General features: G+C 67.4%; 27 protein-coding genes. 13 read left to right on the top strand and 14 right to left on the bottom strand.

Features of this window, described 5'->3' with window-relative positions:
- Position 1 precedes the first annotated feature (1 nt).
- Positions 2 to 1,009, top strand: a complete 1,008-nt coding sequence (locus C1H66_RS14635; protein ID WP_102628619.1) for an AbrB family transcriptional regulator — start codon at positions 2 to 4, stop codon at positions 1,007 to 1,009.
- Here C1H66_RS14635 and C1H66_RS14630 read toward each other — a convergent pair.
- From C1H66_RS14630 to C1H66_RS14605, 6 genes are read right to left on the bottom strand one after another with little or no spacing between them, the layout of a single operon-like run.
- Positions 978 to 2,438 (bottom strand): sensor histidine kinase, encoded by a 1,461-nt coding sequence (locus C1H66_RS14630; protein WP_240618336.1) that lies wholly within the window; start codon positions 2,436 to 2,438, stop codon positions 978 to 980. The genes C1H66_RS14635 and C1H66_RS14630 overlap by 32 nt on opposite strands.
- Positions 2,377 to 3,045: a response regulator transcription factor gene (locus C1H66_RS14625; RefSeq protein ID WP_102628617.1), complete on the bottom strand. Its 669-nt coding sequence runs from the start codon at positions 3,043 to 3,045 to the stop codon at positions 2,377 to 2,379. The genes C1H66_RS14630 and C1H66_RS14625 overlap by 62 nt, the downstream gene beginning before the upstream one ends.
- Before the next feature lie 13 nt (positions 3,046 to 3,058).
- Entirely contained in the window at positions 3,059 to 4,558 is a 1,500-nt protein-coding gene (locus C1H66_RS14620; RefSeq protein ID WP_102628616.1) for a tripartite tricarboxylate transporter permease, read from the bottom strand.
- A 13-nt stretch (positions 4,559 to 4,571) separates the two neighbouring features.
- Positions 4,572 to 5,027 carry a tripartite tricarboxylate transporter TctB family protein gene (locus tag C1H66_RS14615; protein ID WP_102628615.1) on the bottom strand — a complete coding sequence of 152 codons (456 nt, stop codon included), beginning with the start codon at positions 5,025 to 5,027 and terminating at the stop codon, positions 4,572 to 4,574.
- A gap of 24 nt (positions 5,028 to 5,051) precedes the next feature.
- A complete protein-coding gene (locus tag C1H66_RS14610; protein WP_102628614.1) occupies positions 5,052 to 6,014 on the bottom strand; it encodes a Bug family tripartite tricarboxylate transporter substrate binding protein in 963 nt (320 codons plus the stop codon).
- Between the two features lie 52 nt (positions 6,015 to 6,066).
- Positions 6,067 to 6,810, bottom strand: a complete 744-nt coding sequence (locus C1H66_RS14605) for a GntR family transcriptional regulator (RefSeq protein WP_240618335.1) — start codon at positions 6,808 to 6,810, stop codon at positions 6,067 to 6,069.
- A 169-nt stretch (positions 6,811 to 6,979) separates the two neighbouring features.
- On the opposite strand from C1H66_RS14605, the gene C1H66_RS14600 reads away from it, so the two are divergent.
- Positions 6,980 to 7,777: an amidohydrolase family protein gene (locus C1H66_RS14600; RefSeq protein WP_102628612.1), complete on the top strand. Its 798-nt coding sequence runs from the start codon at positions 6,980 to 6,982 to the stop codon at positions 7,775 to 7,777.
- Between the two features lie 49 nt (positions 7,778 to 7,826).
- On the opposite strand, the gene C1H66_RS14595 is transcribed toward C1H66_RS14600, so the two are convergent.
- The 3 genes from C1H66_RS14595 to C1H66_RS14585 form a co-directional block, all read right to left on the bottom strand.
- Positions 7,827 to 8,597: an ABC transporter substrate-binding protein gene (locus tag C1H66_RS14595; protein ID WP_370741343.1), complete on the bottom strand. Its 771-nt coding sequence runs from the start codon at positions 8,595 to 8,597 to the stop codon at positions 7,827 to 7,829.
- A 70-nt stretch (positions 8,598 to 8,667) separates the two neighbouring features.
- Positions 8,668 to 9,387: an ATP-binding cassette domain-containing protein gene (locus tag C1H66_RS14590; protein WP_102628715.1), complete on the bottom strand. Its 720-nt coding sequence runs from the start codon at positions 9,385 to 9,387 to the stop codon at positions 8,668 to 8,670.
- A gap of 5 nt (positions 9,388 to 9,392) precedes the next feature.
- Entirely contained in the window at positions 9,393 to 10,097 is a 705-nt protein-coding gene (locus tag C1H66_RS14585; protein WP_102628610.1) for an ABC transporter permease, read from the bottom strand.
- Positions 10,098 to 10,202: 105 nt separating this feature from the next.
- On the opposite strand from C1H66_RS14585, the gene C1H66_RS14580 reads away from it, so the two are divergent.
- The 3 genes from C1H66_RS14580 to C1H66_RS14570 all read left to right on the top strand — a co-directional run bounded on the left by C1H66_RS14580 (position 10,203) and on the right by C1H66_RS14570 (position 12,225).
- Positions 10,203 to 11,090, top strand: coding sequence for a helix-turn-helix transcriptional regulator (locus C1H66_RS14580; RefSeq protein ID WP_102628609.1), 888 nt, complete (start codon positions 10,203 to 10,205; stop codon positions 11,088 to 11,090).
- 72 nt (positions 11,091 to 11,162) lie between these two features.
- Entirely contained in the window at positions 11,163 to 11,738 is a 576-nt protein-coding gene (locus tag C1H66_RS14575; protein ID WP_102628608.1) for a TetR/AcrR family transcriptional regulator, read from the top strand.
- A gap of 109 nt (positions 11,739 to 11,847) precedes the next feature.
- Positions 11,848 to 12,225, top strand: coding sequence for a group I truncated hemoglobin (locus C1H66_RS14570; protein WP_102628607.1), 378 nt, complete (start codon positions 11,848 to 11,850; stop codon positions 12,223 to 12,225).
- A gap of 54 nt (positions 12,226 to 12,279) precedes the next feature.
- Here C1H66_RS14570 and C1H66_RS14565 read toward each other — a convergent pair whose 3' ends face one another.
- Positions 12,280 to 14,277 carry a sigma-54-dependent Fis family transcriptional regulator gene (locus C1H66_RS14565; protein ID WP_102628606.1) on the bottom strand — a complete coding sequence of 666 codons (1,998 nt, stop codon included), beginning with the start codon at positions 14,275 to 14,277 and terminating at the stop codon, positions 12,280 to 12,282.
- A gap of 316 nt (positions 14,278 to 14,593) precedes the next feature.
- On the opposite strand from C1H66_RS14565, the gene C1H66_RS14560 reads away from it, so the two are divergent.
- From C1H66_RS14560 to C1H66_RS14525, 8 genes are all read left to right on the top strand, one after another.
- Positions 14,594 to 15,103 (top strand): gluconate 2-dehydrogenase subunit 3 family protein, encoded by a 510-nt coding sequence (locus C1H66_RS14560; protein WP_102628605.1) that lies wholly within the window; start codon positions 14,594 to 14,596, stop codon positions 15,101 to 15,103.
- Positions 15,104 to 15,170: 67 nt separating this feature from the next.
- Positions 15,171 to 16,751 carry a GMC family oxidoreductase gene (locus C1H66_RS14555; RefSeq protein ID WP_102628604.1) on the top strand — a complete coding sequence of 527 codons (1,581 nt, stop codon included), beginning with the start codon at positions 15,171 to 15,173 and terminating at the stop codon, positions 16,749 to 16,751.
- 14 nt (positions 16,752 to 16,765) lie between these two features.
- On the top strand, positions 16,766 to 17,746 hold the full coding sequence (locus tag C1H66_RS14550; RefSeq protein WP_102628603.1) for a thiamine pyrophosphate-dependent dehydrogenase E1 component subunit alpha: 981 nt from the start codon (positions 16,766 to 16,768) through the stop codon (positions 17,744 to 17,746).
- Between the two features lie 35 nt (positions 17,747 to 17,781).
- Positions 17,782 to 18,870, top strand: a complete 1,089-nt coding sequence (locus C1H66_RS14545) for a 2,3-butanediol dehydrogenase (RefSeq protein ID WP_276308840.1) — start codon at positions 17,782 to 17,784, stop codon at positions 18,868 to 18,870.
- On the top strand, positions 18,867 to 19,892 hold the full coding sequence (locus C1H66_RS14540; protein WP_102628602.1) for an alpha-ketoacid dehydrogenase subunit beta: 1,026 nt from the start codon (positions 18,867 to 18,869) through the stop codon (positions 19,890 to 19,892). The genes C1H66_RS14545 and C1H66_RS14540 overlap by 4 nt, the downstream gene beginning before the upstream one ends.
- A 12-nt stretch (positions 19,893 to 19,904) precedes the next feature.
- The gene (locus C1H66_RS14535; RefSeq protein WP_102628601.1) at positions 19,905 to 20,141 is read left to right on the top strand and encodes a biotin/lipoyl-containing protein; all 237 of its coding nucleotides are present in this window, start codon (positions 19,905 to 19,907) and stop codon (positions 20,139 to 20,141) included.
- Between the two features lie 11 nt (positions 20,142 to 20,152).
- Positions 20,153 to 20,932, top strand: a complete 780-nt coding sequence (locus tag C1H66_RS14530; protein ID WP_102628600.1) for a 2-oxo acid dehydrogenase subunit E2 — start codon at positions 20,153 to 20,155, stop codon at positions 20,930 to 20,932.
- A gap of 11 nt (positions 20,933 to 20,943) precedes the next feature.
- Positions 20,944 to 21,666 carry a lipoate--protein ligase family protein gene (locus tag C1H66_RS14525; protein ID WP_102628599.1) on the top strand — a complete coding sequence of 241 codons (723 nt, stop codon included), beginning with the start codon at positions 20,944 to 20,946 and terminating at the stop codon, positions 21,664 to 21,666.
- A gap of 12 nt (positions 21,667 to 21,678) precedes the next feature.
- Here the strand turns inward: C1H66_RS14525 and C1H66_RS14520 are convergent, their stop codons facing one another.
- The 4 genes from C1H66_RS14520 to C1H66_RS14505 form a co-directional block, all read right to left on the bottom strand.
- Positions 21,679 to 22,296: a class I SAM-dependent methyltransferase gene (locus C1H66_RS14520; RefSeq protein WP_102628598.1), complete on the bottom strand. Its 618-nt coding sequence runs from the start codon at positions 22,294 to 22,296 to the stop codon at positions 21,679 to 21,681.
- A 167-nt stretch (positions 22,297 to 22,463) separates the two neighbouring features.
- The gene (locus C1H66_RS14515; protein WP_102628597.1) at positions 22,464 to 23,063 is read right to left on the bottom strand and encodes a VOC family protein; all 600 of its coding nucleotides are present in this window, start codon (positions 23,061 to 23,063) and stop codon (positions 22,464 to 22,466) included.
- A gap of 235 nt (positions 23,064 to 23,298) precedes the next feature.
- Complete coding sequence (locus tag C1H66_RS14510; protein WP_102628596.1) at positions 23,299 to 24,747, bottom strand: GntP family permease; 1,449 nt, start codon at positions 24,745 to 24,747, stop codon at positions 23,299 to 23,301.
- Positions 24,744 to 25,835 (bottom strand): patatin-like phospholipase family protein, encoded by a 1,092-nt coding sequence (locus C1H66_RS14505; RefSeq protein WP_102628595.1) that lies wholly within the window; start codon positions 25,833 to 25,835, stop codon positions 24,744 to 24,746. The genes C1H66_RS14510 and C1H66_RS14505 overlap by 4 nt, the downstream gene beginning before the upstream one ends.
- Between the last annotated feature and the right edge of the window lie 71 nt (positions 25,836 to 25,906).

Genomic DNA, 25,906 nt, shown 5'->3' with positions numbered 1-25,906 from the left:
GATGGCGCATCGCTCCACTTCGACGTTACTGATCGGAGCCCTGGGTGGCGGCATTGCCACCCTTGTCTCCCTGCCCATGGCATGGATGCTCGGGCCCCTCTTCGCGGTGCTGGTCGCTTCGCTCGCCGGCATGCGGACAGGCATCGACAAGCGGTTGCACCGCGGTTCCATCGCCATGCTGGGGCTGTTCATCGGCAACCGGATCGAGCTGGACGAGCTGTCGCATCTGCTGGAGTGGTACCCCAGTGTGTTGGCCATGCTGGCTTACATGGGCGCGATGCTGGCCGGGGGCGCCTGGCTGTTCTCCCTCAGTGGGATGAGCCGGTTGAGCGCCGTGTTTTGCTCCTTCCCGGGTAGCATGAATGCCACGGTCATTCTTGCCGAGCGCCTGGGCGTGGACATTCGCTGGATCGCCATTACCCATGCCATGCGTCTGGTCATCGTGGTCGCCTCCGCTGCCTTCATGGCCAGCCACCTTGCCGGTGGCATCGTGCTAGGCGAGGGAGGCGGTGTCGATTGGCAGGCGATGACCCTGCTAGTGCTGGCCCCCGCATCCTGGTGGCTGGGCAGGCTGTTGCGTTTTCCGCTTCCGGAGTTCCTCGGGCCCATGGCGATAGGGGCAGTGCTGGCTACCCTGGGTCATGGAGTCGCGTTACCCGATATTCTGCTGGTGGCAACGTTCCTGGTGCTTGGCAGCTCGGTGGGGGCGCGCTTTGCTGGTACGCCCTGGCAACGGATCATCTGGGTGGGGCGCTATGGAGTGCTGTTCGCTACCTATGCCGTACTGATGGCGGCGGCTACCGCCTGGCTGCTTTCGACATTTACGTCCCATACCTTCGCGGCGGCGCTGTTGGCGCTTCTGCCGGGAGGCGTCGGGGAGATGGCGGTAATCGCGGTGGCGCTGGATGTCGATCCCGTCTATGTGGTGTCGCACCACGTGCTGCGCCTGCTGCTGTTGATCCTGGCCACACCGGTGGTCATTTCGCTGAGCCGGCGAGGGGGGCGCTAGAGGGGGGGAAGGTCACGGTCACCGAGAGCCCTTGACCGGGTGGGCTATCGAGTTCCATCGAGGCGCCGTGGGCGCGGGCGATCTCGTTGACGATGGCCAGCCCCAACCCGCTGCCTGGCGTCCCGGGGCTGGCGCGGAAGAAGCGTTCGGTCAGTCGGGTGAGTTGTTGCGGGCTCACGCCGCAACCGTCGTCGCTGACCCGCAGCCGTACCGTCTGGGCGCTGTAGGCAACCGCCACGTAGAGGGTGCCGCGATAAGGCTGGCCGCCGCCCGCATGCTGGCTGGCGTTCTCGATCAGGTTCTGGACCAGCCAGCGCAGCATCACGCTGTCGCCCATGATCCGGCAGCCAGTCTCCCGTTCGCAGAACTCGAGCTCCTGGCCGCGCTGATAGATGCGCGAGATCGCTTCGGTGCAGGCTTGCCGGCAGATCTCGGCAAGGTCGACGACGGTCATGGCGGAAGCATCCACCAGTTCATGACGCGCCTTGGCCAGGGTCAGCAGTTGCTGAACCGTGTAGCCGGCGCTTTCCGCAATGCGGCCGATCTCATGCAGGTTATGCCGCGCCCCCGGGTCGGCACACTGCCGAGCGGTAAGTTCCGCCAGGGCGCGAATCTCCGATACGGGAGTGCGCAATTGATGGGAGACGTCGGCATTGAATTGCTGAGTGTTGTGTATGCTCTGGCGCATTCGCATCATCAAGCCGTTGATGCTGGCGACCAGCGTAGAGACTTCCCTTGGCACGTCGGCCGTGATCGGCTCCAGGTCGTTCTGCGAGCGACGGCGAAGCGAGCGGCTGATCGAGCGCAGTGGGGCAAGGCCACGGTGGATGGCCAGCATGGCGATGGTCACGGCCAGCAGGCCGCCGATCGTGATCAGGATCGAGAGTGTGAGCAGGAACTCGTTGATCAGGCTTTCCCGCGCTTCGGTGGACTCGGCCACGATCACTTCGATTTGCCCGCTGCGTGTCGAGCGAACCACGGGGAAGGTGGTGGCAACGGCGCGCAGGGCGTTACCGGCGTAGCGAGTATCGAAGAACAGCGGCTCGTCGAGTGGGCCCGGCGGGTCCTGCAGGCCATCGAAGCCCGCCAGTATGTTGCCCTCGGTATCGCGTATTCGGTAGAAGATCTTGCCATCCCCCCGGCTGCCCAGGGTGCTGATGCTGAAGTAATGCATGTTGATGCGCAGCTCGCCATCTACCGAGTAGATGCGCCGCTCCAGACGCTCCGCGGCGTTGAGCAGCATGTCGTCGAACGTTTCGGTGATCTGGCGAGAGAGCACGTAGTAGCTGGTGACGAGTGTCAGCAGGCCGACCAGGCTAAAAGGCAAGCCGATCCAGAGCAGGAGGCGGGAGCGAATTGAGGCCATATCAGTTGGGCTTGGCATCGAGCAGGTAGCCAAGCCCGCGCACGGTGCGTAGCTGCACGCCATCACCGATCTTCTTGCGCAGGCGCGAGATGTAGGTCTCGACGGCGCTGTGGGTAAGGATGTCGTCCAGGTCGGAGAGGCGGTCGGCGAGCTGCGCCTTGCTCACCAGGCGCCCCTGGTTGATCAGCAGATACTCGAGCACTTCACGCTCGCGGCGATGCAGCGTGACTGGCTGCCCACCTACCAGGACGGCCGGGCTGCCGGAAGGAAGCTCGATGTCACCGCATTGCAGGCTGTTCTCTCCGAACTGCTTGGCCCTGCGTACCAGTGCCTTCGCCCGTGCGACCACCTCCACCAGTGAGAAGGGCTTGGCCAGGTAATCGTCGGCACCTTCCTCCAGGCCCAGCACCCGCTGGTCGAGGGCGTCCCGTGCCGAAATGATCAACACGGGCGTCTTGTCATGCCGGCTGCGCAAGCGGCGGAGCAAATGGATGCCATCCAACTTGGGCAGCCCCAAGTCCAACAGGATCAAATCGAAGGAGAGGGACCGCAGCATGAGCTCGGCACTCCGGCCGTCGCCGCAGGTTTCCACTTGGAACCCGGCTTCCTCGAGAAAGGTGGCGATGGAGTTGGCCAGGTTCGGGTTGTCTTCGATGACCAGTGTTTTCACATGGCATACCGATTCAAGCTTCAGACAAGCGTCGCCTCTGACGCAACGCCTTCCAGAGCTGGGAGAGCAGGACCGCCGCAAGGAGAGCGATGATGCCCAGGGAGATGGGGCGGGTGAACAGGACCGTCCAGTCATTCTGGGAGATCAGCATGGACAGGCGCAGGTTCTGCTCGGCCATGGGGCCCAACAGGACCCCCAGCACCACGGGTGCCAATGGGAAGGCGAGGCGATTGAGCAGGTAGCCGACCAGACCGAAGGCCAGCATGACATAAAGGTCCGTTACGTTGCCGTTGACGGTGTAGATCCCTATGGCCATCAACACCAGGGTGGTGGGCACCAGCAGTGCAGTGGGCATGCGCAGGATCTGGGCGAACAGGCGAGTGGCGACCATGCCGCCGAGCAGCAGGAGCAACATGGCCGTCAGCAGCAGCTGCCACATGAAGCCGAAGACCACATCGGGCGAACGGGTGAAGAGCTGTGGGCCGGGCTGAAGTCCGTGGATCATCAAGGCACCCAGTACCAGGGCGGCGATCAGGTTGCCTGGAATGCCCAGCGTCAGGGAGGGAATCATGGCCGAGGCGTTGTCGGCACTGTTGCCGGATTCGGCCGCGGCGACGCCGACCGGGTTGCCGGTGCCGAAGGTCTCGGGATCGGGGGCTCTTCGCTTGGCCTCGTTGTAGCTGAGCAGCGCCGCGAGGTTGCCGCCGGCACCGGGCAGGATACCGACACAGACGCCGATCACCGAGGAGCGGGTCCAGGTCCGCCAGTAGCGCCGCACCAGGCCCAGGCTACCGTCACCGGCCGTGACGCGAAAGCTGTCGGCATTGAAGTAGGATTCGTTGCGCTTTTCCGCCATCTCCAGCACCGGAGGAACGGCATAGAGCCCGATCAAGACGATCAGCAGCTCGAAGCCGCCCACCAGGTAGAGAGTGCCGAAGGTGTAGCGCTCGGCTCCACTGATGGCGTCGACGCCCACGAGGCCGATGATGACGCCGAGCAAGGCGCTGAGCATGCCTTTGCTGATGTCCTTGCCGACCAGGACGGCAATGCTGACGAGACCGAAGAGGGCCACCCAGAAATACTCCGAGGGGCCGAAGGCCAGGGTCACCTTGGCCAGCATGGGGGCCAGCATCATCAGGGCCAGGGCGCTGACGATACCGCCGATGGCAGATGACCAGCATGCGGTCTTGAGGGCGAGGCCGCCTTGCCCCTTGCGTGTCATCGGATAGCCATCGAAGGTGGTGGCGATGGCGGCCGGCGTACCCGGAATGTTGAGCAGGATGGCCGGGATGGAGCCGCCGTACATGGAGCCGTTGTAGATGCCGGCCACCAGCCCCAGGGCGATGATGGGGTCGAACCCGTAGGTCAGCGGCAGCATCAATGCAATGGCCATGACCGGGTTGAGGCCCGGCAGGGCGCCAATCAGGATGCCGATCAGGGTGCCAACGACCAGGCTGACCAGCGACCCGAGCTGCAGCGCCACCGGGAGTGCATTCAACAGTGATTCGAACATCGGGACACCCTTTCTACGAAGCGAGGAAGAACTCGACGGGCAAGGGGCGCCTCAGCACCATGGCAAACAGGCCGTACAGCAGGGTGATGAAGACCAGGGTGATGCTAAGGACTACCACGGGTCGTCGCTCTCCCAACACTGGGGCCAGCACGATGATGAACAGGGCGCTGGTGGTATAGAAGCCCACGGTCGGCAGGGCCGTGTAATAGACCAGGCAGCAGCCCAGCGTGGCCAGGAAGCGTCCGGGGTGATCCACCAGGGCCGCTACGGGTTGCCTGCTGGCTCGTCCGGCCAGCAGGCTCCGCGAACTTCGCCAGATCAGTGGCAGCGAGAACAGCCCCATCAGGGTTCCTGCCCCGATAGGGATGTAGGCGGCGTCGGCATAGAAACCCTTCCCCATCCAGGCAGTGGTGGTGCCGATGATGAGGAAGGCGATGCCAGAGAAGAAGTCTCTGTAATTCATGGACATGATGGCTCTCTGTGCAGGCACAGGTCAGTGTTGCTTGAGGCCGAGGCTCTCCAGGGTCTCGCCAATGGCCTCCGTCTCCAGCCGCAGCCGATCGCGCAGTTCTTCTCCACGTACCAGATTGAGAGTTTCGCCCTGGGCGGTGAGGAAGTCCCGGAACTCCGGGTGTTCCACGGCACGGGCCACGGCGTCGGCGACCACTTCGGCACGCTCCTCGTCCATGCCTTCCGGGCCCAGCATCATGCGCCAGAGTACGGTCTCCAGCTCCGGGTGGCCCAGGGCCGCGAGCCCGGATGCCTGGGGCAGGGCTTCGTTGTCATCGGCAGAGGTCACCAGCAGGCACTTGGTCTGGTCATCCTCGACATAGGGCAGCACCGGCGTGATGGAGCCACCGTAGATGTCGACGTGGCCACCGAGAAAGTTCTGCAGGGTTTCGCCGGCGCCACCGAAGGGGATGGGGCGGGCGGTGATGTCGAAGGCGTCGAAGATCCGTTCGGCGGCCAGGCGCATGGTGCCGCCGACGCCATCGTTGCCGTAGGTGTATTGGCCGGGGTTGGCCTGCAACTCGGCAAGAAACTCCTCGGCGTTTTCAGCCGGGAAATCAGGCGATACGCAAAGGGTATAGGCACTCTGCGAGGTACTGGTGATCGGGGTCAGCGTCTCGTAGGAGTACTGCACGCGCTGCATGTGCGGCACCGTGGTGATGGGGCTGTTCCAGGTGGAGAGCAGGGTATAGCCATCGGGACGCGACCGGGCCAATTGGTTGACGCCGATGGCGCCACCGCCACCGGCGATGTTGAGCACGGCGGCGGGTTGGCCCAGTTCCTGCTCGAGGTACTGGTTGAGCATTCGGGCGACGTTGTCCGTGCCGCCACCGGCGGGCGCCGGCACGATGATTTCGATAGGGCGGTTGGGGTAGTCGCTTGCCATGACGGGAGTGAAGGCAGCGGCTGAGATGGCGGCGGCGGTGAAGAGCAGCGTGGCTTTCATTTGTTGTACCTGTCGTTTGGGATCGGTGGGGAGGTGGCACAGTGCAAGCACATCAGGTGGGCTGTTCGCCGAGGGTGACGCGATAACGAAACCGCTCGGGGCGGCCGTGCACGCGGCGATACTCGATGACACGACCCACCGGGTTGCGCGCAACGCGCTCGATGACGGCAACCGGTGAATCGGCAGGTAGCGCCAGATGCTTGGCGCTGGCCGAGGTGGCGGTACCGAACGAAAGCTCATCCGTCGCAGACGAGATGAGGATCCCGAATTCCTGCAGGAAAACCGGATAGAGCAGGGGCCCCATCTCCTTGGGATCGAGTGACATCAGTCCATCGAAATCGGGCAGGCGCAGGAATATCTCCTCGAACAGCAAGGGATCTCCGGCCCAGAGACGCACGCGTTCCAACTTGAGGCAGCGTGTGCCAGCGTCGTCGCCGAAGGCTCGCTTGACCTCGGGGGGCAAGTCGACTTCCTGGCGGGTGAGGATCCGGCTTTCGGGAATCACCGGGCCGTCTGGATCTTCTACATCGTGAACGTGGAAGAAGCGGAACAGGTCGGCGCGAAATGCCGGTTGCTTGACGAAGGTGCCGGTGCCCCGGCGCCGTTCCAGCAAGCCTTCGTCCACGAGCTGCTTGAGCCCCATGCGCATGGTGGCCAGCGCGACGCCATACTCCTCGGCGAGGCGGTTCTCGGACGGGATCATGTCGCCGGGTGACCATTCGCCATTGGCGATCCGGGACGCCAACTGATCGCGCAACCGGGCGTAGAGCGGGAGTCGTCCATCGGCACGGGGCATGTTCAGTGCGCTCATATGTGGGTTCTCCAAGCGGGATTCCGCTGTCTGGTTGCTGTCACTAAAGACCAGTGTATACTTCTAGTCAACCAGTTCTCTAGAGAACTAGACTTAAGTTCAAGTCGAAACGCCGGGGACAAGTCCCTGCTCGGATGACGGAGAGGAATCGAGAGTGAAGCGAGGATTCGACTGCCATGCTCACGTCTACGCCCGGGTGGATGAGACCAAGGGGTCCAACTACCGTCCGTCGCGGCCGGCACCGCTCGACGAGTGGCAGGGTCACCTGGATGACCGCAAGCTCCGCGGCGGGGTACTCGTGCAACCCAGCTTCCTGGGCCACGATAACCGCGAGCTGCTGGAGATCCTGGGCAAACTCGATGAGAACTACCGGGGGGTGGTGCAACTGCCCAAGGGTACAAGCCTGGCGGAGATGCGTGAGCTGGATGCCGCCGGTATCGTCGGTGTGCGCTGGAATCTCATCGAACGGCGCTGTGAGCTGCCGGACCTGGACGATTGTCGCTGGATCGATTTCCTGGATCGCCTCAAGGCATTGAACTGGCACCTTGAGCTGCACCTGGAGGGAAGCCGCCTCCCGGAACTCTTTCCGGCGCTGCACCAGCACGGTGTCACCCTGGTCATCGATCATCTGGGGCTACCCGTCGAGGCCGATCCCTTTGCCGACGGCGGCTTCCGCCTGCTGCTGGATGCCGGGCGAGCCGGGCGCACCTGGGTCAAGCTGTCGGCGCCTTATCGCTCCCCCGTACGAGACCTCAGGCCACATGTACGAGCTCTGCTGGAGCATCTCGGTCGAGAGCGGCTGGTATGGGGCAGTGACTGGCCCTGGACCCGGCATGAGGGCAGGCACACCTACCGGGATACCTTCGACTGGCTGGCTGATTGGGTCGGCGATGAAGATGACCGTCGGTACATCCTGGAGGAGGCCCCGCGGGAGCTGTTCCGACTCGGCTGAATGACTGCCAGACGAGGATATCCTCACCCCAGGCGGCACGGACGCGAAGTTATTCGGCGTTGGGAAAGAACAGCTGCTGGCCGTCGACTCGGAAGTCGGCGATGGCCTGTTGGCCGGCCTCGGAGAGCAGCCATTCGTGCCACTGCGCGGCGAGGTCGTGCTTGAGGTGGGGATGGCGCTCGGGGGAGATCCGCACGCTGCCGTACTGGTTGAACAGCGTCTCGTCGCCCTCGAACAGCAGCGCGAGCCCCTGGCGGTTGTCGAAGGCGACCCAGGTGGCGCGGTCGGTCATGGCGTAGGCGTCCATGGCGGCGGCGGTGTTGAGGGTGGCGCCCATGCCGCTGCCGAGCTCGCGGTACCAGGGGGAAGCCGGGGCGATCCCCGCGGCTTCCCAGCGGCGCTGTTCGGCACGGTGGGTGCCGCTGTCGTCACCGCGGGAGGCGAAGGGCGCCTCGGCGGCGGCGATCAGCGCGAAGGCTTCGGCCGCCGTCTCGGCATCGGCGATGGCGGCCGGATCGCCGGCCGGGCCGACGAGCACGTAGTCGTTATACATGACGTCGGCGCGTTCGGTGCCATGGCCGTCGGCGACGAAGCGCGTTTCGCCTTCGGTGTCGTGCACCAGCAGGCTGTCGGCATCGCCGCGGCGGGCGATCTCGAAGGCCTGGCCGGTGCCCACGGCCACTACGCGCACCTCGATGCCGGTGGCCTCGGTGAACGCGGGAATGATGGCGCCGAACAGGCCCGAGTTCTCGGTGGAGGTGGTAGAGGCCAGGGTGATATGGCCGATGTTCTGGGCGGCGGCGTTAAGCGATGGCCCCATCAGGGCGAGTGCGGCGAGGATGAGTCCGGCTTTCGGCATCTCGTCTTCCTTACTGTGGTTGTCATCCGCGCTACCAGATCAGATCGCCGTCGATGAAGGCGCGGGTGGTCGGGGAGGCCGGTGTGGTGAAGAAGCGCTCGGCGTCGCTGTGTTCGATCAGGCGCCCCTCGTGGAGCAGCACGACGTCGTCTGCCAGCCGTTTCGCCTGGTTGAGGTCATGGGTGGTCATCAGGATGCGCGTGCCCCGGGCATGGAAGTCGAGGACCGCCGCTTCCACGGCGCGCATCGAGGCCGGGTCCAGGGCGGCGGTGGGTTCGTCGAGGAACAGCACCTCCGGGGCGAGCAGCCAGGCCCGGGCCAGGGCCAGGCGTTGCTGCTCGCCGCCGGAGAGGACCCGCGCCGGGCGCCTTTCCAGGGGGCTCAGGCCGAAGCGCGCCAGGGCCTCGCGGGCCAGTGGCTTGCGTGCCCGCCAAGGGGTGCCGCTGACGGCCAGGGCGTAGGTGAGGTTGTCCAGGGCGGAGCGCTTGAGCAGCACGGGGCGCTGGAAGACCATCGCCTGGCGCGGTGGCTTGCCTTCCCAGTACACCTGCCCGGCGCTGGGGAGCAGCAGGCCGTGGGCCAGGCGCATCAGCAGGCTCTTGCCGGCCCCGTTGGGCCCCATCACCAGGGTGCGCCGGCAGCCGTCGAGGGAGAGGGTCAGCGGCTGGAGCAGCGTCTGGCTGCGGTGGACCACACTCGCACCTTCGAAGCGCAGGGCCGGGATCGCCAGTTCGGGCAGCTGATGGGCCATTTGGGTCATCCCAGTCGCCTCCGGGCCGTCTCGCCCACCAGGTAGGCGGCACCGTTGATCAGCGTGACCAGGGCGAGCAGCACCAGGCCGAGGCCCAGGGCCAGCGGCAGGTTGCCCTTGCTGGTTTCCAGCACGATCGCCGTGGTCATGACCCGAGTGACGCCGTCGATGTTGCCGCCCACGATCATCACCGCGCCCACCTCGGCGCTGGCGCGACCGAAGCCGGCCAGTATCACCGTCATCAGGCCGAAGCGGGCATCCCACAGCAGGGTGGGGATCCGGCGCAGCCGTGACAGCCCGAGCGACTGCAGCTGTTCCCGGTATTCGGCGTGCAACTCCTCCACCTGCTGGCGGGTCAGGGCGGCGATGATCGGCAGGATCAGCAGGACCTGGGCGACCACCATGGCGCCGGGCGTGAACAGCAGGCCGAACTGCCCCAGCGGGCCGGCCCGAGACAGCAGCAGGTAGACCGCCAGCCCCGCCACCACCGGCGGCAGCCCCATCAGGGCATTGAGCACCACCACGACCGCGCCGCGACCCGGGAAGCGCCACAGCGCCAGGGCGGCGCCCAAGGGAAGACCGATCAGCGCGCCGACCGCTACGGCGGCAAGCGACACCTGAAGCGACAGGGCGACGATCTCCCGCAGGGCCGGGTCGAGGTGCAGCACCAGGCGCAGGGCGGTGGCGAAGGCGTTGTCGGTGGTCGGCATGGCACTCCCCGTGACTTCCTTGCATCATCCGCATGACTAGACGCCGATGCATCCTATGCTGAAATTCATGCAGGATCATGCAGTGAAACGACGAGAGACGATCCGATGGCGACGCCTTACACCTACCTCACGACAGCCGAGGCGGCCGACTACCTACGGCTCAAGGAGCGCAAGATCTACGATCTGGTCGCCCAGGGGGTGATCCCCTGCACCCGGGTCACCGGCAAGCTGCTCTTCCCGCGCCATAGCCTCGACCTGTGGCTGATGCACCATCTGGAGGGGGACCAGGCCAGTCGACGACCGGCGCCGCCGGTGCTGGCCGGTAGCCAGGATCCGTTGCTGGAGTGGGCGGTGCGCGAGAGCGGCTGCGACCTGGCGCTGCTCTGTCACGGCAGCGGCGATGGGGTGCGCCGCCTGGCACAGGGCGAGGCGATGCTCGCCGCGGTGCACCTGATCGACCCGGAGAGCGGTGACTACAATGCCCCGCCGCGTCTCGGCCTGGGCGGCATGCGTGACCTGGTGGGGGTGCGTTGGGTACGGCGCTGCCAGGGGCTGCTGCTCGCGCCGGGCAACCCCCGCGGGCTCACCGGCCTGGCCGATCTCGAGCGGCCGGGGTTGGTGGTGGCGCGCCGTCAGCCGGATGCCGGGGCGGAGCGGCTGCTGCGCCACCTGGTGACCCGGGAGGGCGTGAACCTCCAGGCGTTGACCTTCGCCCCCCATCTGGCGCTGAGCGAGGACGACCTGGCCCTGACGATCCGCGAGGGGGAGGCGGACGTGGGGCTCGGGGTCGAGGCGGCGGCGCGCCGCCAGGGTATCGACTTCCTGCCACTGCATTGGGAGCCCTTCGATCTGCTGCTGCGCCGGCGCGACTATTTCGAGTCGCCGGTGCAGCGCCTGCTGGCCTTCGCCCGGGAGCCGCGCTTCGCCGAGCGGGCCGAGGCGCTCGGCGGCTATGACCTCGGCGAGCAGGGGAAGGTGGTCTATAACGCCTGAGGTGGGCGACTTGACGCCCCGCGCCTGTGGGCGATACTGAAGATTAGACCGGTCGGTCTGAAGGGATGACGTATGACGCATGTGACGAAGGAGCGCTTGCTCGAGGCGGGACTCGCCATGTTGCTGGAGAACGGCTACAACCACCTGGGAATCCAGGCGCTGCTGGAGGCGACGGGGACGCCCAAGGGGTCCTTCTATCATCACTTCCGCAGCAAGGAGGACTTCGCCCTGCAGGTCATCGACCGCTACATGGAGGAGGTCCACCACGGGCTGGATCTGAGCCTGGGCAACGCCAGTCTGCCGCCCCTGGAGCGGGTGCGCCGGTTCTTCGAGCTGTCGCAGGAGAAGTACCGCCAGGAAGGCTACCTGGGCTGCCTGCTCGGCGGGGTCGGCCAGGAGCTGTCGGGGATCAGCGAGACGTTCCGGCGCAAGATCGAGACCTGCTTCGCCGGCATCGCCGTGCGGGTCGCCGACTGCCTGGAGGAGGCACGGCAGCAGGGTGACCTGCCGCCGGACAGCGATCCTCGCCAGATGGCGGACCTGCTGGTGGACTGCTGGGAGGGCGCCGCCTTGCGTAGCCGGTTGCGCCGCGACCCAGGTCCACTCGGGGCCATGCTCGACTTCTACTTCTCGGCCGCCACTAAGTGAGGCCTTTTTGTGTGATCGAGACTGTACCGACTGGTCTGTTCCGGACGGCCCGAGGTCGTCCACCACCAGTGGTGAGGGTCGGCTATCCGGCCGACCCGGGAGGTGTCACATGACAAGTACCAACCTCTACGAACGCCTGGGCGGAGAGCGGGGCATCGCCTCGCTGGTCGACGACATCGTCGAGTCCCATATGCAGAACCCGCGGATCCGGGCCCGCTTCCTGCCCTATCGCGAGGACCCCGATCACCTGGAGGTGGTCAAGGGGCACCTGCGAGACTTCCTCGCCGCCGGGAGCGGCGGCCCCGTGGAGTACCGGGGACGCAGCATGCCGGAGGCGCATCGCGGCATGAATATCAGCGAGGCGGAGTACATGGCCGCCATCGACGATATCCTGGGCGTCCTCGACCGCCATGGCATCGACGCCCAGACGCGTCAGGAGGTGCTCGGCATCGCCTACTCGCTGAAGGGGGAGATCATGCACGTCTGAGGCGTCCAGGCCGGCCCGGCCTCTCGACCGCCCGGGGTGCTCCCCCGGGCGGTCTCATTGCGGTGGCTGCTGGTTGGGCGGCACGATGCCCATGCGCTTCATGCGCCGGTAGATGGTGGGCCGCGACAGCCCGAGTTCGCGGGCCACGGCACTGATGTTCCACTGGTGGCGACACAGCGAGCGATGGAGCAGGTCCTGCTCGGGGCCTCCGCGAGTCGCCGCGGGTGACGTGCCGGTGATGCCCGGCGCCGCCAGGCCGGGGCTGGCACCGGGGTGGGCCAGCTGGCCGTGGGTGCACTCCTCGGGCAGGTCGTTTACCACGATCTCGTCGCCCTCGCAGGTGGCCAGGGCGTAGTGCAGGGCGTTGTGCAGCTCGCGGATGTTGCCCGGCCAGGGGTAGGCGAGCAGGGCGCTCATGGCATCGCCGCGCAGGCGCACCCGGGCGTCACGCTGCTGGTTGAGTTCGTCGAAGATGCGGCGGATCAGGTAGCCCTTGTCGGCCCGCTCGCGCAGCGGCGGCAGGCGCAGGCTGGCGCCGTTGAGGCGGTAGAACAGGTCCTCGCGAAAACGCCCCTCAGCGATCAGCCCGCGCAGGTCGCGGTGGGTGGCGGCCACCACCCGCAGGTCGACCTTGATGGGGCGGCTGGCGCCGATCGGCAGCACCTCCTGCTCGGCGAGTACCCGCAGCAGCCGGGTCTGCAGCTGCAGCGGCATGTCGCCGATCTCGTCGAGGAAGAGGGTGCCGCCGTCGGCCTGGGCGATCAACCCCTTCATGCCCTTGCTGCGGGCACCGGTGAAACTCCCCGGCTCATGGCCGAACAGTTCGCTCTCGATCAGCGATTCGGGCATCGCCGCGCAGTTGATGGCCACGAAGGGCTTGTCGCGGCGTCGGCTCGACTCGTGCAGGGCGCGGGCCATACGCTCCTTGCCGGTACCGGTCTCGCCGATCACCAGGATGTTGATCGGCTCGTTGCGCAGTCGCGCGGCCCGGGTGAGGGTGTCGCGCATCGCCGGGTCGTCGTCGGCCAGCGCCTCCAGTGGCGCCAGGCTCGAGTCGCGCCGCGCGCCGGGGCCGGGCACCGCGCTGGCTCGCCGGGGCGGCTCGATCAGGGTCGCGAAGTGGAGTTCGCGATGGCGGTGGGTGCGGAAGGCGCGCACCCGGTCGTCGCTGTGTTGGGGAATGGCCAGCACCTCGTCGACCCCGGCGTCGAGCAGGTCCTGGATGTTCCAGGCCCGGAAGGGGCGTGCCTCGCCGGCCTCCGGCAGCGGCAGCTCGTGGTGGCGCAGCAGCTTGCGCCCGGCGGTGTTGGCCGCCACCAGGCTGCCGTCCGGTTCCATGGCCAGCAGGTAGCGGCGGTTGATCTGCACGAACTCCCGCGAGCGGTCCAGGCAGACGATGGGATGGTCGGCGTAGCGCTGCAGGAAGTAGGCGTCCTCGATCATCTTGGCGGTGTACTTGACCAGCTGCAGGGCGAAGGTCTGGGAGTGCTTGGACTCCGGCGAGTGGTAGGCGGAGATGTCGAGCACCGCCAGCAGCTGGCCGTGGGGGTCGAAGACCGGCGCCGCGGTACAGGTCAGTTGGATATGGTGGGCGCTGAAGTGGTCGCTGTGGTGGCAGGTCAGGGCGCTGCGCTCGTGGATGCAGGTGCCCACCGCGCAGGTGCCGGCACGGGATTCGCTCCAGTCGGCGCCCAGGTAGAGGCCGGTGCGCTGATGCTCGCGCTGGTCGCGCTTGGCGCCGAGAAACTGCACGGCGATGCCGCGGGCATCGGTGAGCAGCACCACATAGCCCAGCGAGGCGACCTGACGGTAGAGCTGCTCGACCCCGGCCCGGGCCACCTGGAGCAGCGCATCGGCCTGGTCCTGGTGCTCGCGCAGGGTGGCCCCGGGCACGTAGCGCGGCGGCGTCGGGCGCGCCGGGTCGAGGCCGTAGCGGTCGATGCAGCGCCGCCAGGAGCGCTCGATCATCGCCGCCTCGCCCTCGGCACTGGGGCTGGCCAGGGACTGGAGAATGGTGTCGATGTGCTGGCGTTGGCTCAGGGTGGCGGTCATGGCGTGCCTCTGCCGGTCGCGGTCTTGTCGTTGTCATGTGTTCAAGGTAAGGGGCCCGGCCCCGCCCCGAGATACGACCTTCGTCGCCCCCGGTTACAGGTGTAACGAGCGGTGTAAAGCCTGCTGTCACGCCGAGTGTCACGCCTGTGGCCTGGCCGGACGCCGCCCGGTGCCCGGTGAGAAGTTATTTTTCCTCTGCAAATAACCGGTTACCGAAAGCTTCGGCCAACCTGGCATGAATTCCGCCATGGGAAGGGCGTGGCCGCCGTCTTCCGACCTGCGGCCCTCGAACAAGAAGAGATCGAGGAGTCACGCCATGACCGACGCTTCCCGGGCGATGCTCAGCCGTCGCCGCTTCCTCACCCTCACCGGCGCCTTGACCGCCGGCAGCCTGGCGCTGGGCGCCACCGGCCTGTGGCCGCGCTGGGCCCTGGCCGAGCCCGAGCTGGCCAATCGCCTGTTGCGCCTGGGGCGCGACATCTATCCCCACGAGGCGATCGAGGACCGCTACTACCTGGAGCCGCTCACCCCGCTGCTCGAAGAGCAACGCGACATGATCGCCGCCGGCCTCGACGACCTGGACCGCCGTGCCCGGGCCGCCCATGGCCACGCCTACGCCGGGATCGACAGCGGTGCCGAGCGCGAGGCGCTGCTGCGCGAGATCCAGGATGGCGACTTCTTCCAGGCCGTACGCAACACCCTGGTGGTGGGCCTCTACAACGACTCGGAGCTGTGGGAGCCGCACTTCGGTTACCAGGGCTCCTCCTGGGAGCAGGGCGGCTATCTCAACCGTGGCTTCGACGACCTGGTGATCGACTGGCTGTGATGGGCCCCCGAGTACCGCACCCGCGACCAATAACAACCGACAACGAGTGAACGAGAGGAGACACGCCATGAGTACCCGATTCGCCCATGACGATGACGGGGTGGTGGTGATCATCGGCTCCGGGGCCGGCGGCGGCACCCTGGCCCACGCCCTGGCCCGCAAGGGCATCAAGAGCGTGGTGCTGGAGGCCGGCAAGCGCCACGCCCTGGAGGACATCGAGAACGACGAGTGGGCCATGTTCGAGAAGCTCTCCTGGCTCGACGAACGCATCACCGCCGGCCCCCGCCAGCTCACCGAGACCTTTCCCAACCTGCCGGCCTGGATCGTCAAGGGGGTGGGCGGCAGCACCATCCACTGGGCCGGCGTGGCGCTGCGGTTCCAGCCCCACGAGTTCCGCCTGCACAGCGAAGTCGGCGACATCGCCGGGGCCAACCTGCTGGACTGGCCGATCTCCTATGAGGAACTCGAGCCCTACTACGTGAAGGCCGAGCGCCACATGGGGGTGACCGGCGAGTCCACCGGCATGCCGCTGCACGACTGGAACAACAACTTCAAGGTGCTGGCCGAGGGCGCCAGGCGGGTCGGCTACGAAAAGCTGCGCGCCGGTCCCATGGCCATCAACACCCGGCCCTATGACGAGCGGCCCCCCTGCCTGCACGCCGGCTTCTGCATGCAGGGATGCCGGTTCGGCGCCAAGTGGTCGACGATGTACACCGACATTCCCCGCGCCGAGGCCACCGGGCACTGCGAGGTGCGACCCCATGCCATGGCGCTCACGATCGAGCACGACAGCGATGGGCGGGCCACGGCGGTGGTCTATGCCGACGGCGACGGCAACCTGCAGCGCCAGCGGGCCCGCGCGGTCTGCGTGGCGGGCAACTCCATCGAGTCGCCGCGGCTGCTGCTCAACTCCCATTCGTCGCTGTTCCCCGAGGGGCTCGCCAACTCCTCCGGCCAGGTGGGGCGCAACTACATGACCCACGCCACCGCCTGCGTGTTCGCCGAGATGCCGAAACCGGTGAACATGCACCGCGGCACCACCTTCGCCGGGATCATCTCCGACGAGGCGCGCCTCGATCGTTCGCGGGGCTTCGTCGGCGGCTACACCCTGGAGGTGATGTCGCTGGGCATTCCCTTCTTCGCCAAGTTCATGGACCCGGCCAACGGCGGCTGGGGGCGCGACTATGCCGCCATCCTCGAGAAGTACGACCACCTCTCCGGGGTGTGGATCTGCGGCGAGGACCTGCCGGTCGAGCGCAACGGCATCACCCTGCACGACTCCCGCAAGGACCGGTACGGCCTGCCGGTGCCGATCGTCTACAAGGGCGACCACCCCAACGACGAGCGCCTGCGCCGCCACGGCCAGCAGCAGGCCGCCAGGTGCTACGAGGCGGTGGGCGCGGTGCGCGTCTTCGACGTGCCGGACTTTCCCACCAGCCACAACGTCGGCACCAACCGCATGAGCGCCCGGCCCGCCGATGGCGTGGTGAACCAGTGGGGCCAGACCCACGACATCGACAACCTGTTCGTCTCCGACGGCAGCCAGTTCACCTCCAGCGGCGCCGAGAACCCGACCCTGACCATCGTCGCCCTGGCCCTGCGCCAGGCCGACCACATCGCTGAGCGCATGTCGCGCGGCGAGCTCTGAGAGGAGGAACCCCTATGCAACCGACAGTCGACCAGCGGCGCTGGATGTACCGCAACATGGTACTCAGCCGCTACCTCGAGGAGCGCATCGAGGCGCTCTACATGGAGGGCAAGACCCCGGTGTTCAACATGGCCAAGGGGCCGATCCCCGGCGAGATGCACCTCTCCAACGGCCAGGAGCCCTGTGCGGTGGGGGTCTGTGCCCACCTGACCCCGGAGGACATCGTCACCGCTACCCACCGGCCCCACCATATCGCCGTGGCCAAGGGGGTCGACCTCGACGCCATGGTGGCCGAGATCTTCGGCAAGGCCACCGGGCTAGCCGGCGGTCGCGGCGGCCATATGCACCTCTTCGACGCGGCCGTGAACTTCTCCTGCTCGGGGATCATCGGCGAGGGCCTGGGCCCGGCGGTGGGCGCGGCACTGTCGAGGAAGTTGCAAGGAACACCTGGAGTCGCCGTGGCCTTTATGGGCGAAGGGGCCGCCAACCAGGGGGCCTTCCACGAGGCGCTGAACCTGGCGGCGGTGTGGCAACTGCCGGTGGTCTTCGTGATCGAGGACAACGCCTGGGGCATCTCGGTGGCCAAGCAGGCCTCCACCGCGGTGCCGCGCAACGACCGGCGCGCCAGCGCCTACGGCATGCCCGGCCACCACGTGGCCGACAACGACGTGGAGGGCGTGTTCGCCGCCGCCGGCACTGCCATCGCGCGGGCCCGGGAGGGGGCGGGACCGAGCCTGATCGAGATCGAGACCGTGCGGCTCGCCGGCCACTTCATGGGCGACGGCGAGGACTACCGGCCCAAGGGCGAGAAGGAGGGGCTCACGGATCCGATCCCGCGCTATCGCCGGGCGCTGCTCGACGCGGGGGTGCTCGACGAGGCCGGCGACGCCGACTTGGTCGCCGAGGCCCACGAGCGGGTCGAGGCGGCCATCCGCTTCGCCCAGCAGAGCGAGTTCCTGCCGCCCGAGGCGGCGCTGGAAACCGTCTTCGTCTGATCGCCGATCGACACCAACAAACTGGAGACAATGCCATGAGCACCATGCAAGCGGCGGTCTGGTATCGCGCCAGGGACCTTCGCGTGGAAACGGTCGAGGTCCCGACCCTTCGGGATCCTCACCAGGTCAAGGTGAAGGTCGCCGCCTGCGGTATTTGCGGCAGTGACCTTCACGAATACAGTGCCGGCCCCATCTTCATCCCGGTCGATGCGCCGCATCCGCTCAGCCAGCAGCGGGCTCCCATCATCATGGGCCACGAGTTCGCCGGCGAAGTCGTGGAGGTGGGGGAGCGCGTCACCCGGGTCAAGCCCGGGGACCGCGTGGCCATCGAGCCCATCCTCTCGCCCAACCAGGATGGCCACTACCTGATGGAGCGCTACAACCTGACGCCCCTGCTGGGGTTCCACGGGCTCTCGGGCGGCGGCGGCGGCTTCTCGGAGTACACCGTGGTGGGCGAGCACATGGTCCACCCCCTGCCCGATGACCTCTCCTATGAGCAGGGTGCCCTGATCGAACCGGCCGCCGTGGGCCTGCACGCCGTGCGGCAGAGCGCCCTGAAGGCCGGCGACAGCGCCGTCGTCTTCGGGGCGGGCCCCATCGGCCTGATGATCATCGAGGCGCTCAAGGCCGCCGGTGCCGCCAGGATCGTGGCCGTGGAGCCGTCGGACTCGCGTCGGCGCAAGGCGACCGAGCTGGGTGCCCGGGCCGTGGACCCCCGGGAGCAGGACGCGGTGGCCCAGGTCCATGCCTTGACCCAGGGCGGTGCCGACTTCGCCTTCGAGGTGACCGGCCTACCCGCCGTGCTGGACCAGGCCATCAACGCCACCCATGCCGGCGGCGAGACCGTGATCGTCAGCATCTGGGAGACCGAGGCCGCCTTCCAGCCCAACGACCTGGTGATCAAGGAACGCACCCTGAAGGGCATCATCGCCTACCGGCATATCTACCCCGCCGTGATGGCCCTGATGCAGCAGGGCTACTTCCGGGCCGAGGACCTGATCACCGCGCGTATCGCGCTGGACGACGTGGTCGAGGAGGGGTTCGAGGTCCTGCTCAACGACAAGTCGCATATCAAGATCATCGTACGGCCCGGCGAGCCGCTGGGCGAAGGAGTCACGCCATGAGTACTACCACCTCCAGCCGCAAGCTGACCATCGCCCGGGCCATGGCCGAGGCCATGGCCCAGGAGATGCGTGCCGACCCCCGGGTCTTCGTGATGGGCGAGGACATCGGCCCCCTGGGCGGGGTCTTCGGCAACACCCGGGGCCTGTATGACGAGTTCGGCGCCGAGCGGGTGCGCGACACCCCCATCTCGGAGACCGCCTTTATCGGTGCCGCCGTGGGGGCCGCCTCCGACGGCATGCGGCCCATCGTCGAGCTGATGTTCGTCGACTTCTTCGGGGTGTGCATGGACGCCATCTACAACCTGATGGCCAAGAACAGCTACTTCTCCGGCGGCCGGGTCAAGGTGCCCATGGTGCTGATGACCTCCACCGGCGGCGGCTACTCCGATGCCGGCCAGCACTCCCAGTGCCTCTACGCCACCTTCGCCCACCTGCCGGGCATGAAGGTGGTGGTGCCGAGCAACGCCCATGACGCCAAGGGGCTGATGACCGCGGCGATCCGCGACGACAACCCGGTGGTGTTCATGTACCACAAGGCACTGCAGGGCATGGGCTGGCTGGGCACCGAGAAGGGCGCCACCGTGGCGGTGCCCGAGGAACCCTATACCGTGGAGATCGGCAAGGCCGCGGTGGTGCGCGAGGGCCATGACCTGACGCTGGTCAGCCTCGGCGCCGGCGTGCACCACTGCCTGCGCGCCGCCAGGGCGCTGGAGGAGGAGGGGTTCTCCGCCGAGGTGGTCGACCTGCGCAGCCTGGTGCCGCTGGACCGCGACACCGTGCGCGCCTCGGTGGCCAGGACCGGCCGGCTGATCGTGGTCGACGAGGACTACCACAGCTACGGGGTCAGCGGCGAGATCATCGCCAGCGTGGCCGAGCACGCCGCCACCCGGCTCAAGGCCGCGCCCAAGCGGGTGGCCTATCCGGACATTCCGATTCCCTTCGCGCCGACCATGGAGCAGTGGGCGCTGCCCAGTGCCGACAAGATCGTCGCCGCCTTTCACCAGATGCTGAACGAGAGTTGAGGAGAGACCCATATGACGACCGAGATCACCGTACCCGAGGACCTCTGGGAGGGCGACAGCGAGGCCGTGATCACCGCCTGGCTGGTGGACGATGGCGCCGAGGTCGCCCAGGGCGACCTGGTCGCCGAGGTAATGGTGGAAAAGGCCCAGTACGAGATCGAGGCGCCGGTTTCGGGGAAGCTGAGCATCGCCAAGGCCGAGGACGAAGTGGTGACCAAGGGTACAACCATCGCCCGTCTCGAGGCTTGAGGAGACACGCCATGAAACTGGAAACCCATGACACTGCCCCGCCCGCCCCGGAGGAGGCGGGCCCCGACGCCTCAAGGGCGCCGCCGGCGAGAGTGGAGCCGCTGCGCGGGATGCGCGGCATGATCGCCTCGAAGATGCTACAGAGCCTGCAGTCGTCGGCCCAGCTCACTCATCACGCCAGCGCGCGACTCGATGCCCTGCAGGCGCTGCGGGAGCGCTGCCGGGCGACCGGCCGGGCCGCACCCTCGGTGCAGGATCTGCTGCTGCGCCTGGTGGTGCAGACCCTGGCCGACTTCCCGGCGCTCAACGCCACCCTGGAGGAGAACCGCATCACCGAGCACCAGGCGGTGCACCTGGGGCTGGCGATCCCGCTGCCCGGCGACCTGCTGGTGGCCCCGGCGCTGTTCGATGCCCAGGCACTGACCCTGGGCGAACTGCCCGAGGCGCGCCGCGCCCTGGTGGCCAGGGCCCAGGCCGGCAAGCTGAGCGTCGGCGAGCTCACCGGCGCGACCTTCACGGTCTCGAACCTGGGGCGCTCCCGGGTACACCACTTCACGCCGATCCTCAACGTCCCCCAGGTGGCGATCCTCGGCATCGGTGGTGTCGAGACCCGGGCCGTGCCAGTATCGGCTGGCGGGCGGGCGGCCGATGTCATCGGCCTGTCGCTGACCTTCGATCACCGCGCGGTCAATGGCGCCCCGGCGGCGGCCTTCCTCGACACGCTGTGCGAGCGTATCGAGACCCTGGCGCCGCCGGGGTTCGATCACGAACTGGCCGTAGCGGCCGAATAGGGGAGTGGGGCATGAGCGTGGTACCGGCTATCGACGAGGCGAGCCTGCCGCTGCAGCGGCCCACCGTGGGTGACGGCCTGGCCGCGGAGGAGGCGCTGCTGGAGTCGATCTGCCAGGGCGAGAGCGAGTTCGGCTTGCTGGCCTGGTCGCCCACGGATCGGGCCCTGGTGATGCCGCGGCGCCATGAGCGCCTCGAGGGCTTCCCCGCGGCGCGCCGGGCGCTGCGCGAGCGGGGCTGGCCGATCCTGTTCCGCTCCACCGGCGGCACCCCGGTGCCCCAGTCCCCGGCGGTGGTCAACGTGGCGCTGGCGCTGCGCTGCCGGGTCGGCAGCTCCGCGGCGCACCTGGAGTGGGGCTATCGTCGGCTCGGCGACCCCTGGTGCGACTGGCTCGCCTCGCTCGGCGTACAGGATGCCGATCTCGGCTCGGCCCCCGGCGCCTACTGCGATGGCCGCTTCAATGTGCGCATCAAGGGTCGCAAGCTGGTGGGCACCGCCCAGCGTTGGCGCCGGGTGCGCGGCTGTCGCGACATGGCGATGCTGGTGCACGGCGCCATGCAGGTGGGGGAGACCCCCGAGACGCTGGTCGAACTGGTCAACGCCTTCCAGGCCGCCATCGACGACCCGCAGCGTTTCCTGGCCGCCAGCCATGTCGCCCTGATCCAGGCACTGCCCGACCTCGATCTCGAGGCCGCGCTGCCGGCGCTGCTCGAACGCTTGGAAGTGGCGAGCTGAGCTCGTTGCTGATCAGTCCGGTTTCTGGAAACGGCAGTAGAGATACCTCTGCTCCACGCCGCCCGGCGTGACGTGCAGTGCCTGGTGGTGCTCGCGGAGGGTGAGCGAGGCGCCGAGTTCCCGGTGGAGGCCTTCCGGGGTGTAGCGGACCACCGCGAGGCCGCTGCAGGTCGGCGGTGCCTCGGGGGCAAAGGTAGCGATCACGATATGCCCCCCCGCGGTCAGCGCTCGCCATAGCCGGTCGACGTAGCGGGTCCGGTCCTCGGCGTCGGTCAGGAAATGGAAGACCGCCCGGTCGTGCCAGATCGCGTAGTGGTCGTCGGGGAGTATTACGTCGGTGACGTCCCCCTCGATCCAGCGCACCCGGCCGGCACGCTCGCCGAGCCTCGCTCGCGCCTGTGCCAGGGCGGCCGCGGCGATGTCGAGGACGGTGAGATCCTCGAAGCCGGCCTCCAGGAGGTCGTCCACCAGGGTGGACGCGCCGCCTCCCACGTCGATGATCGGGGCCGCCCGGGTGACTCCGGTGCGCCGTATCAGGGCCAGGGAGGTCTGCAGGCTGGGTTCGTACCAGCCGAGCCGATGCGACGGCTTGGTCGCATAGAGGCGTTCCCAATGCGGTTTGGTGGTCATGGCACGCTCCCCACCTCGGCGGCTTCGCAGGAGGATCCTGGGCTCGCGGGCATGGTGACACGGAGATTCCCCGTCTCCTGAGTGTCGCCGGTCGAGCGCGTGCCCGCCAGGGCCGCCCGGCGCCTGCCGTGAGGGCGGCACCGGACGGTGCCGCCGCGCGCCTCCGGCTAGTGGCGCGGATCCCAGAGCCGGCTGCCGGTGTCGGCCTCATAGCCCATGCCATGGGGTGAGCTGACCAGTTCCAGTTGCATGCCCCACGGGGCCATGAAGTACACCCAGGTCAGCCCCTCCATGGGGCCTTCGGTGAAGGTCTTGGGCTCGCCGAGCACCTCCACGTCATGCTGCTCGAGATAGGCCACCGCGCTGTCCATGTCATCCACGTAGAAGGCGATATGGTGTCCGCCGATGTCGCTGTTGCGTGGCTGCTCGGTGCGCTGGTCGGGGGCGGTGTACTCGAAGATCTCCAGGTTGGTGCCATTGCCGCAGCGCACCAGGTGGGCGGCGGGAATGGTGGCCTCGGGGTGGACGTCGAGGTTCACGCCCATCCAGTCGTCATCGAAGGGCCCGAAGGGGCCGATGGTGAAGAAGGCCTCGCAGCCGATCACCTCGACGAAGAAATCCACCGCCGCCTGGCGGTCGGGCACGGTGAAGCCGAAGTGCTGGGTTCCACGCATTCCCGGCAGATCCGCCTGGGCGGCCTGGCTGGCCAGCAACAGGGACAGGAAAAGGGGCGCCGAGAGGGTGGCGCGCTTGAGGGTATCGAACATGGCATATCTCCATCGTTGTGCATTGTTGTCGGCGACGGTTGTCGGTGACGGTTGTCGGTGACGGTGGCCACCGGAACGAAGGAGCAATGCCCATGCCAGCCGCGGGGCATATGGAAAGCCTCGCTAAGCCCATGTTTTTAATGGGCTGATTGGGCCAGGGGGAAGGGTGACAGGTGTCAAGGGCGATACAGCGATGTAACGGTTGTCACGTTACAGGGGCGGGATGCGGCGCCGCTCAGAACGAACCCACCAGGGTGCCCACGGCGATCAGCAGCACCAGCGAGACAAGGGGCGCCACGACGGCGACCATGGCGATATCGAGGTAGGCCTGGCGGTGCGTCAACCCGCAGATGGAGAGTAACGTGATCACCGCACCGTTATGCGGTAGCGCATCCAGTCCGCCGGTGGCCACCGCCGTGACCCGGTGCATCAACTCGGGCGCGATGCCGGCGGCCTGGCCCATGGCCAGGTAGGCGTCACCCAGTGTGGCCAGGGCGATGCTCATGCCGCCCGAGGCCGACCCGGTCATGCCCGCCAGCAGGTTGACCGCGATGGCGAGCGAGATCAGCGGGTTGTCGCCCCCCACCGAGGTTATCCAGGCGCTGATCGTGTCGAAGGCCGCGAGCGAGGCGATCACCGAACCGAAGCCGACCAGGCTGGCGGTGTTGAAGATCGGCAGCAGCGAGGCATTGGCGCCGCTGTCGAGGGTGGTGGTGAGGGTCTTCAGGCGTTGCCGGTTGGTGAGGATGATGACCCCGATGGCGATCACCAGGGCGGCGATCACCGACCAGAGCCCGCGCACCGCCTCGATGCCGGTCGCGCCATACAGCGGCTCGGCCAGGTACCCCGTCTCCATGGCCGGGATCACGACCGTGGTGAACAGCAGGTTCAGCGCGATCACCAGCACGATCGGCAGCAGCGCCAGTGGCAGGGAGGGCAGCGAGCCGAGGGGCTGCCGAGAGGCGACTTCGGCCAGGTCGAAGCCTTCGCCCGCCGCGTGTTCGCGCAGGTTGCCGACCACCTGCGGATCGTCCCGGTATTCGCCGTAGCCTTCTCCGGCCCGCCGGGCCTGACGGGCCCGGTAGTTCAGCCAGGCCTGTCCCGACACCAGCATGACGAGCCCGGTGAGGATGCCGAGCCCCGGCGCGGCGAAGGGGGAGGTGCCGAAATAGGGCATGGGGATGGCGTTCTGGATGGCCGGCGTGCCCGGTAGCGCCGTCATGGTGAAGGTGAAGGCGCCCAGGGCGATGGTGCCGGGGATCAGCCGCTTGGGCAGCCGGGCCTGGCGAAACAGGGCCGCCGCAATCGGGTAGACCGCAAAGGCCACGACGAACAGCGAGACGCCGCCATAGGTCATCACCGCGCAGGAGAGCACCACCGCCAGGAGGGCACGCGTGTCGCCCAGGCGCTCGACGATCGCGCTCGCCAGTACCTCGGCGCTGCCCGAATCTTCCATCAGCTTGCCGAACACCGCCCCCAGCAGGAACAGCGGGAAGTAACGGACGATGAAATCACCCGCGGCGCCCATGAAGACCTGGGTGTAGCTGGCCAGCAGCGGGGTGTCGACCGAGACCAGGGCCACCAGCGCGGCCAGTGCCGGAGCCAGGATCAACAGGCTGAGGCCACGATAGGCGAGATACATCAACAGCAGCAACGCAACGGCAATCGCCAGGATACCGATCATCCCGGATCCTCTTCGCCTTGACTGGCGGGGGAGGCATCGTCTGCCGTCGAGAGCGGGCGGAAGGTGTCGGCGAAGACCGTGCTCAGATCGAAGGTCGAGCACTCGCCAAGGGCGTCGAAGTGCTCATCCAGCCACCGGCCGGCCCAGGCACGGCCCTGGGCATGCAGGCGGGAGAGGAAGTCCCATTCGGCATTCATCTTGCTGGAGGCGCTCAGGGCTTCGGCCTCGTGTTCGGCATGGATCAGGTGCAGGCGCATCGAGCGGTAACTCTCGAGCTCCAGCCCCTCCGCCTCGATCAACTGTTGCAACAACTGAATGCTGCGCAGCTCCTTGATCAGGCTCGAGTTGAAGGTGATTTCATTGATCCGGTTGATGATCTCCCGGGAACTGTCGGGCAGCTTGCGACGCACGAGGGGATTGACCTGGACCACCACCAGGTCACGGCAACCCTGATCGTCGACCAACGGATAGAGCGCCGGGTTGCCGCTGTAGCCGCCGTCCCAGTAGGCCTCGCCATCGATCTCTACCGCCGGGAACATGAAGGGCAGGCAGGCCGATGCCATCACGGTATCGACCGTCAGCTCGGGTTGGCGAAATATCTTCGCTCGCCCGGTGCGCACATTGGTGGCGGTGACGAACAGCTTGACCTTGCGGCAGGCGTTGACCCGCTCGAAATCGACCAACCTGATCACCAGGTCGCGCAGCGGGTTGATGGCGAGGGGGTTGAGCTTGGCCGGGGCGATCAGCTGCGTGAGGCTCTCGAAGAGCAGATAGCTCGGCGAATGGTCGAGGCTGTCGTTACCCATCAGCCGGTCCCAGGGGCTGCGCTGAATGGGCGAAAAGCGTGCCGCATCGCTGACCGCCTTCCAGAAGGCATGCAGTGCCGCACGGGCGCCATCGCGGCCACCCACGTGCAGCCCATCGGCCAGCACCACGGCATTCATGGCGCCCGCGCTGGTGCCGCTGATCCCGTCGATTTCCAGCCGATCCTCTTCCAGCAGGCGATCCAGAACGCCCCAGGTCAAGGCCCCGTGCGAGCCACCGCCCTGCAACGCCAGGTCGATGCGCTTCCTTTCGCCCTTCGCCATGCCATCCCCCGCTCACACATGAATGCTGCAACGCAGTGTAGGCCTCCTGCCGGCGCCTGTCTGCATCCTGT

Source organism: Halomonas heilongjiangensis (genome assembly GCF_002879645.1).
Taxonomy (GTDB): domain Bacteria; phylum Pseudomonadota; class Gammaproteobacteria; order Pseudomonadales; family Halomonadaceae; genus Halomonas; species Halomonas heilongjiangensis.
The sequence above is the reverse complement of the archived record's forward strand: the minus strand, read 5'-3'. Positions and strand labels throughout refer to the sequence as shown.

Coding starts and splice junctions, on each gene's coding strand:
- C1H66_RS14510 (WP_102628596.1), bottom strand. CDS start 24,747: ATGATCGGTATCCTGGCGATTGCCGTTGCGTTGCTGCTGTTGATGTAT.
- C1H66_RS14630 (WP_240618336.1), bottom strand. CDS start 2,438: ATGGCGTGCAGCTACGCACCGTGCGCGGGCTTGGCTACCTGCTCGATG.
- C1H66_RS14610 (WP_102628614.1), bottom strand. CDS start 6,014: ATGAAAGCCACGCTGCTCTTCACCGCCGCCGCCATCTCAGCCGCTGCC.
- C1H66_RS14525 (WP_102628599.1), top strand. CDS start 20,944: ATGAGCGTGGTACCGGCTATCGACGAGGCGAGCCTGCCGCTGCAGCGG.
- C1H66_RS14545 (WP_276308840.1), top strand. CDS start 17,782: ATGAGCACCATGCAAGCGGCGGTCTGGTATCGCGCCAGGGACCTTCGC.
- C1H66_RS14615 (WP_102628615.1), bottom strand. CDS start 5,027: ATGTCCATGAATTACAGAGACTTCTTCTCTGGCATCGCCTTCCTCATC.
- C1H66_RS14505 (WP_102628595.1), bottom strand. CDS start 25,835: ATGGCGAAGGGCGAAAGGAAGCGCATCGACCTGGCGTTGCAGGGCGGT.
- C1H66_RS14585 (WP_102628610.1), bottom strand. CDS start 10,097: ATGCCGACCACCGACAACGCCTTCGCCACCGCCCTGCGCCTGGTGCTG.
- C1H66_RS14550 (WP_102628603.1), top strand. CDS start 16,766: ATGCAACCGACAGTCGACCAGCGGCGCTGGATGTACCGCAACATGGTA.
- C1H66_RS14520 (WP_102628598.1), bottom strand. CDS start 22,296: ATGACCACCAAACCGCATTGGGAACGCCTCTATGCGACCAAGCCGTCG.
- C1H66_RS14635 (WP_102628619.1), top strand. CDS start 2: ATGGCGCATCGCTCCACTTCGACGTTACTGATCGGAGCCCTGGGTGGC.
- C1H66_RS14560 (WP_102628605.1), top strand. CDS start 14,594: ATGACCGACGCTTCCCGGGCGATGCTCAGCCGTCGCCGCTTCCTCACC.
- C1H66_RS14535 (WP_102628601.1), top strand. CDS start 19,905: ATGACGACCGAGATCACCGTACCCGAGGACCTCTGGGAGGGCGACAGC.
- C1H66_RS14540 (WP_102628602.1), top strand. CDS start 18,867: ATGAGTACTACCACCTCCAGCCGCAAGCTGACCATCGCCCGGGCCATG.
- C1H66_RS14555 (WP_102628604.1), top strand. CDS start 15,171: ATGAGTACCCGATTCGCCCATGACGATGACGGGGTGGTGGTGATCATC.
- C1H66_RS14565 (WP_102628606.1), bottom strand. CDS start 14,277: ATGACCGCCACCCTGAGCCAACGCCAGCACATCGACACCATTCTCCAG.
- C1H66_RS14570 (WP_102628607.1), top strand. CDS start 11,848: ATGACAAGTACCAACCTCTACGAACGCCTGGGCGGAGAGCGGGGCATC.
- C1H66_RS14620 (WP_102628616.1), bottom strand. CDS start 4,558: ATGTTCGAATCACTGTTGAATGCACTCCCGGTGGCGCTGCAGCTCGGG.
- C1H66_RS14605 (WP_240618335.1), bottom strand. CDS start 6,810: ATGCCCCGTGCCGATGGACGACTCCCGCTCTACGCCCGGTTGCGCGAT.
- C1H66_RS14575 (WP_102628608.1), top strand. CDS start 11,163: ATGACGCATGTGACGAAGGAGCGCTTGCTCGAGGCGGGACTCGCCATG.
- C1H66_RS14590 (WP_102628715.1), bottom strand. CDS start 9,387: ATGGCCCATCAGCTGCCCGAACTGGCGATCCCGGCCCTGCGCTTCGAA.
- C1H66_RS14595 (WP_370741343.1), bottom strand. CDS start 8,597: ATGGGGCCATCGCTTAACGCCGCCGCCCAGAACATCGGCCATATCACC.
- C1H66_RS14515 (WP_102628597.1), bottom strand. CDS start 23,063: ATGTTCGATACCCTCAAGCGCGCCACCCTCTCGGCGCCCCTTTTCCTG.
- C1H66_RS14530 (WP_102628600.1), top strand. CDS start 20,153: ATGAAACTGGAAACCCATGACACTGCCCCGCCCGCCCCGGAGGAGGCG.
- C1H66_RS14580 (WP_102628609.1), top strand. CDS start 10,203: ATGGCGACGCCTTACACCTACCTCACGACAGCCGAGGCGGCCGACTAC.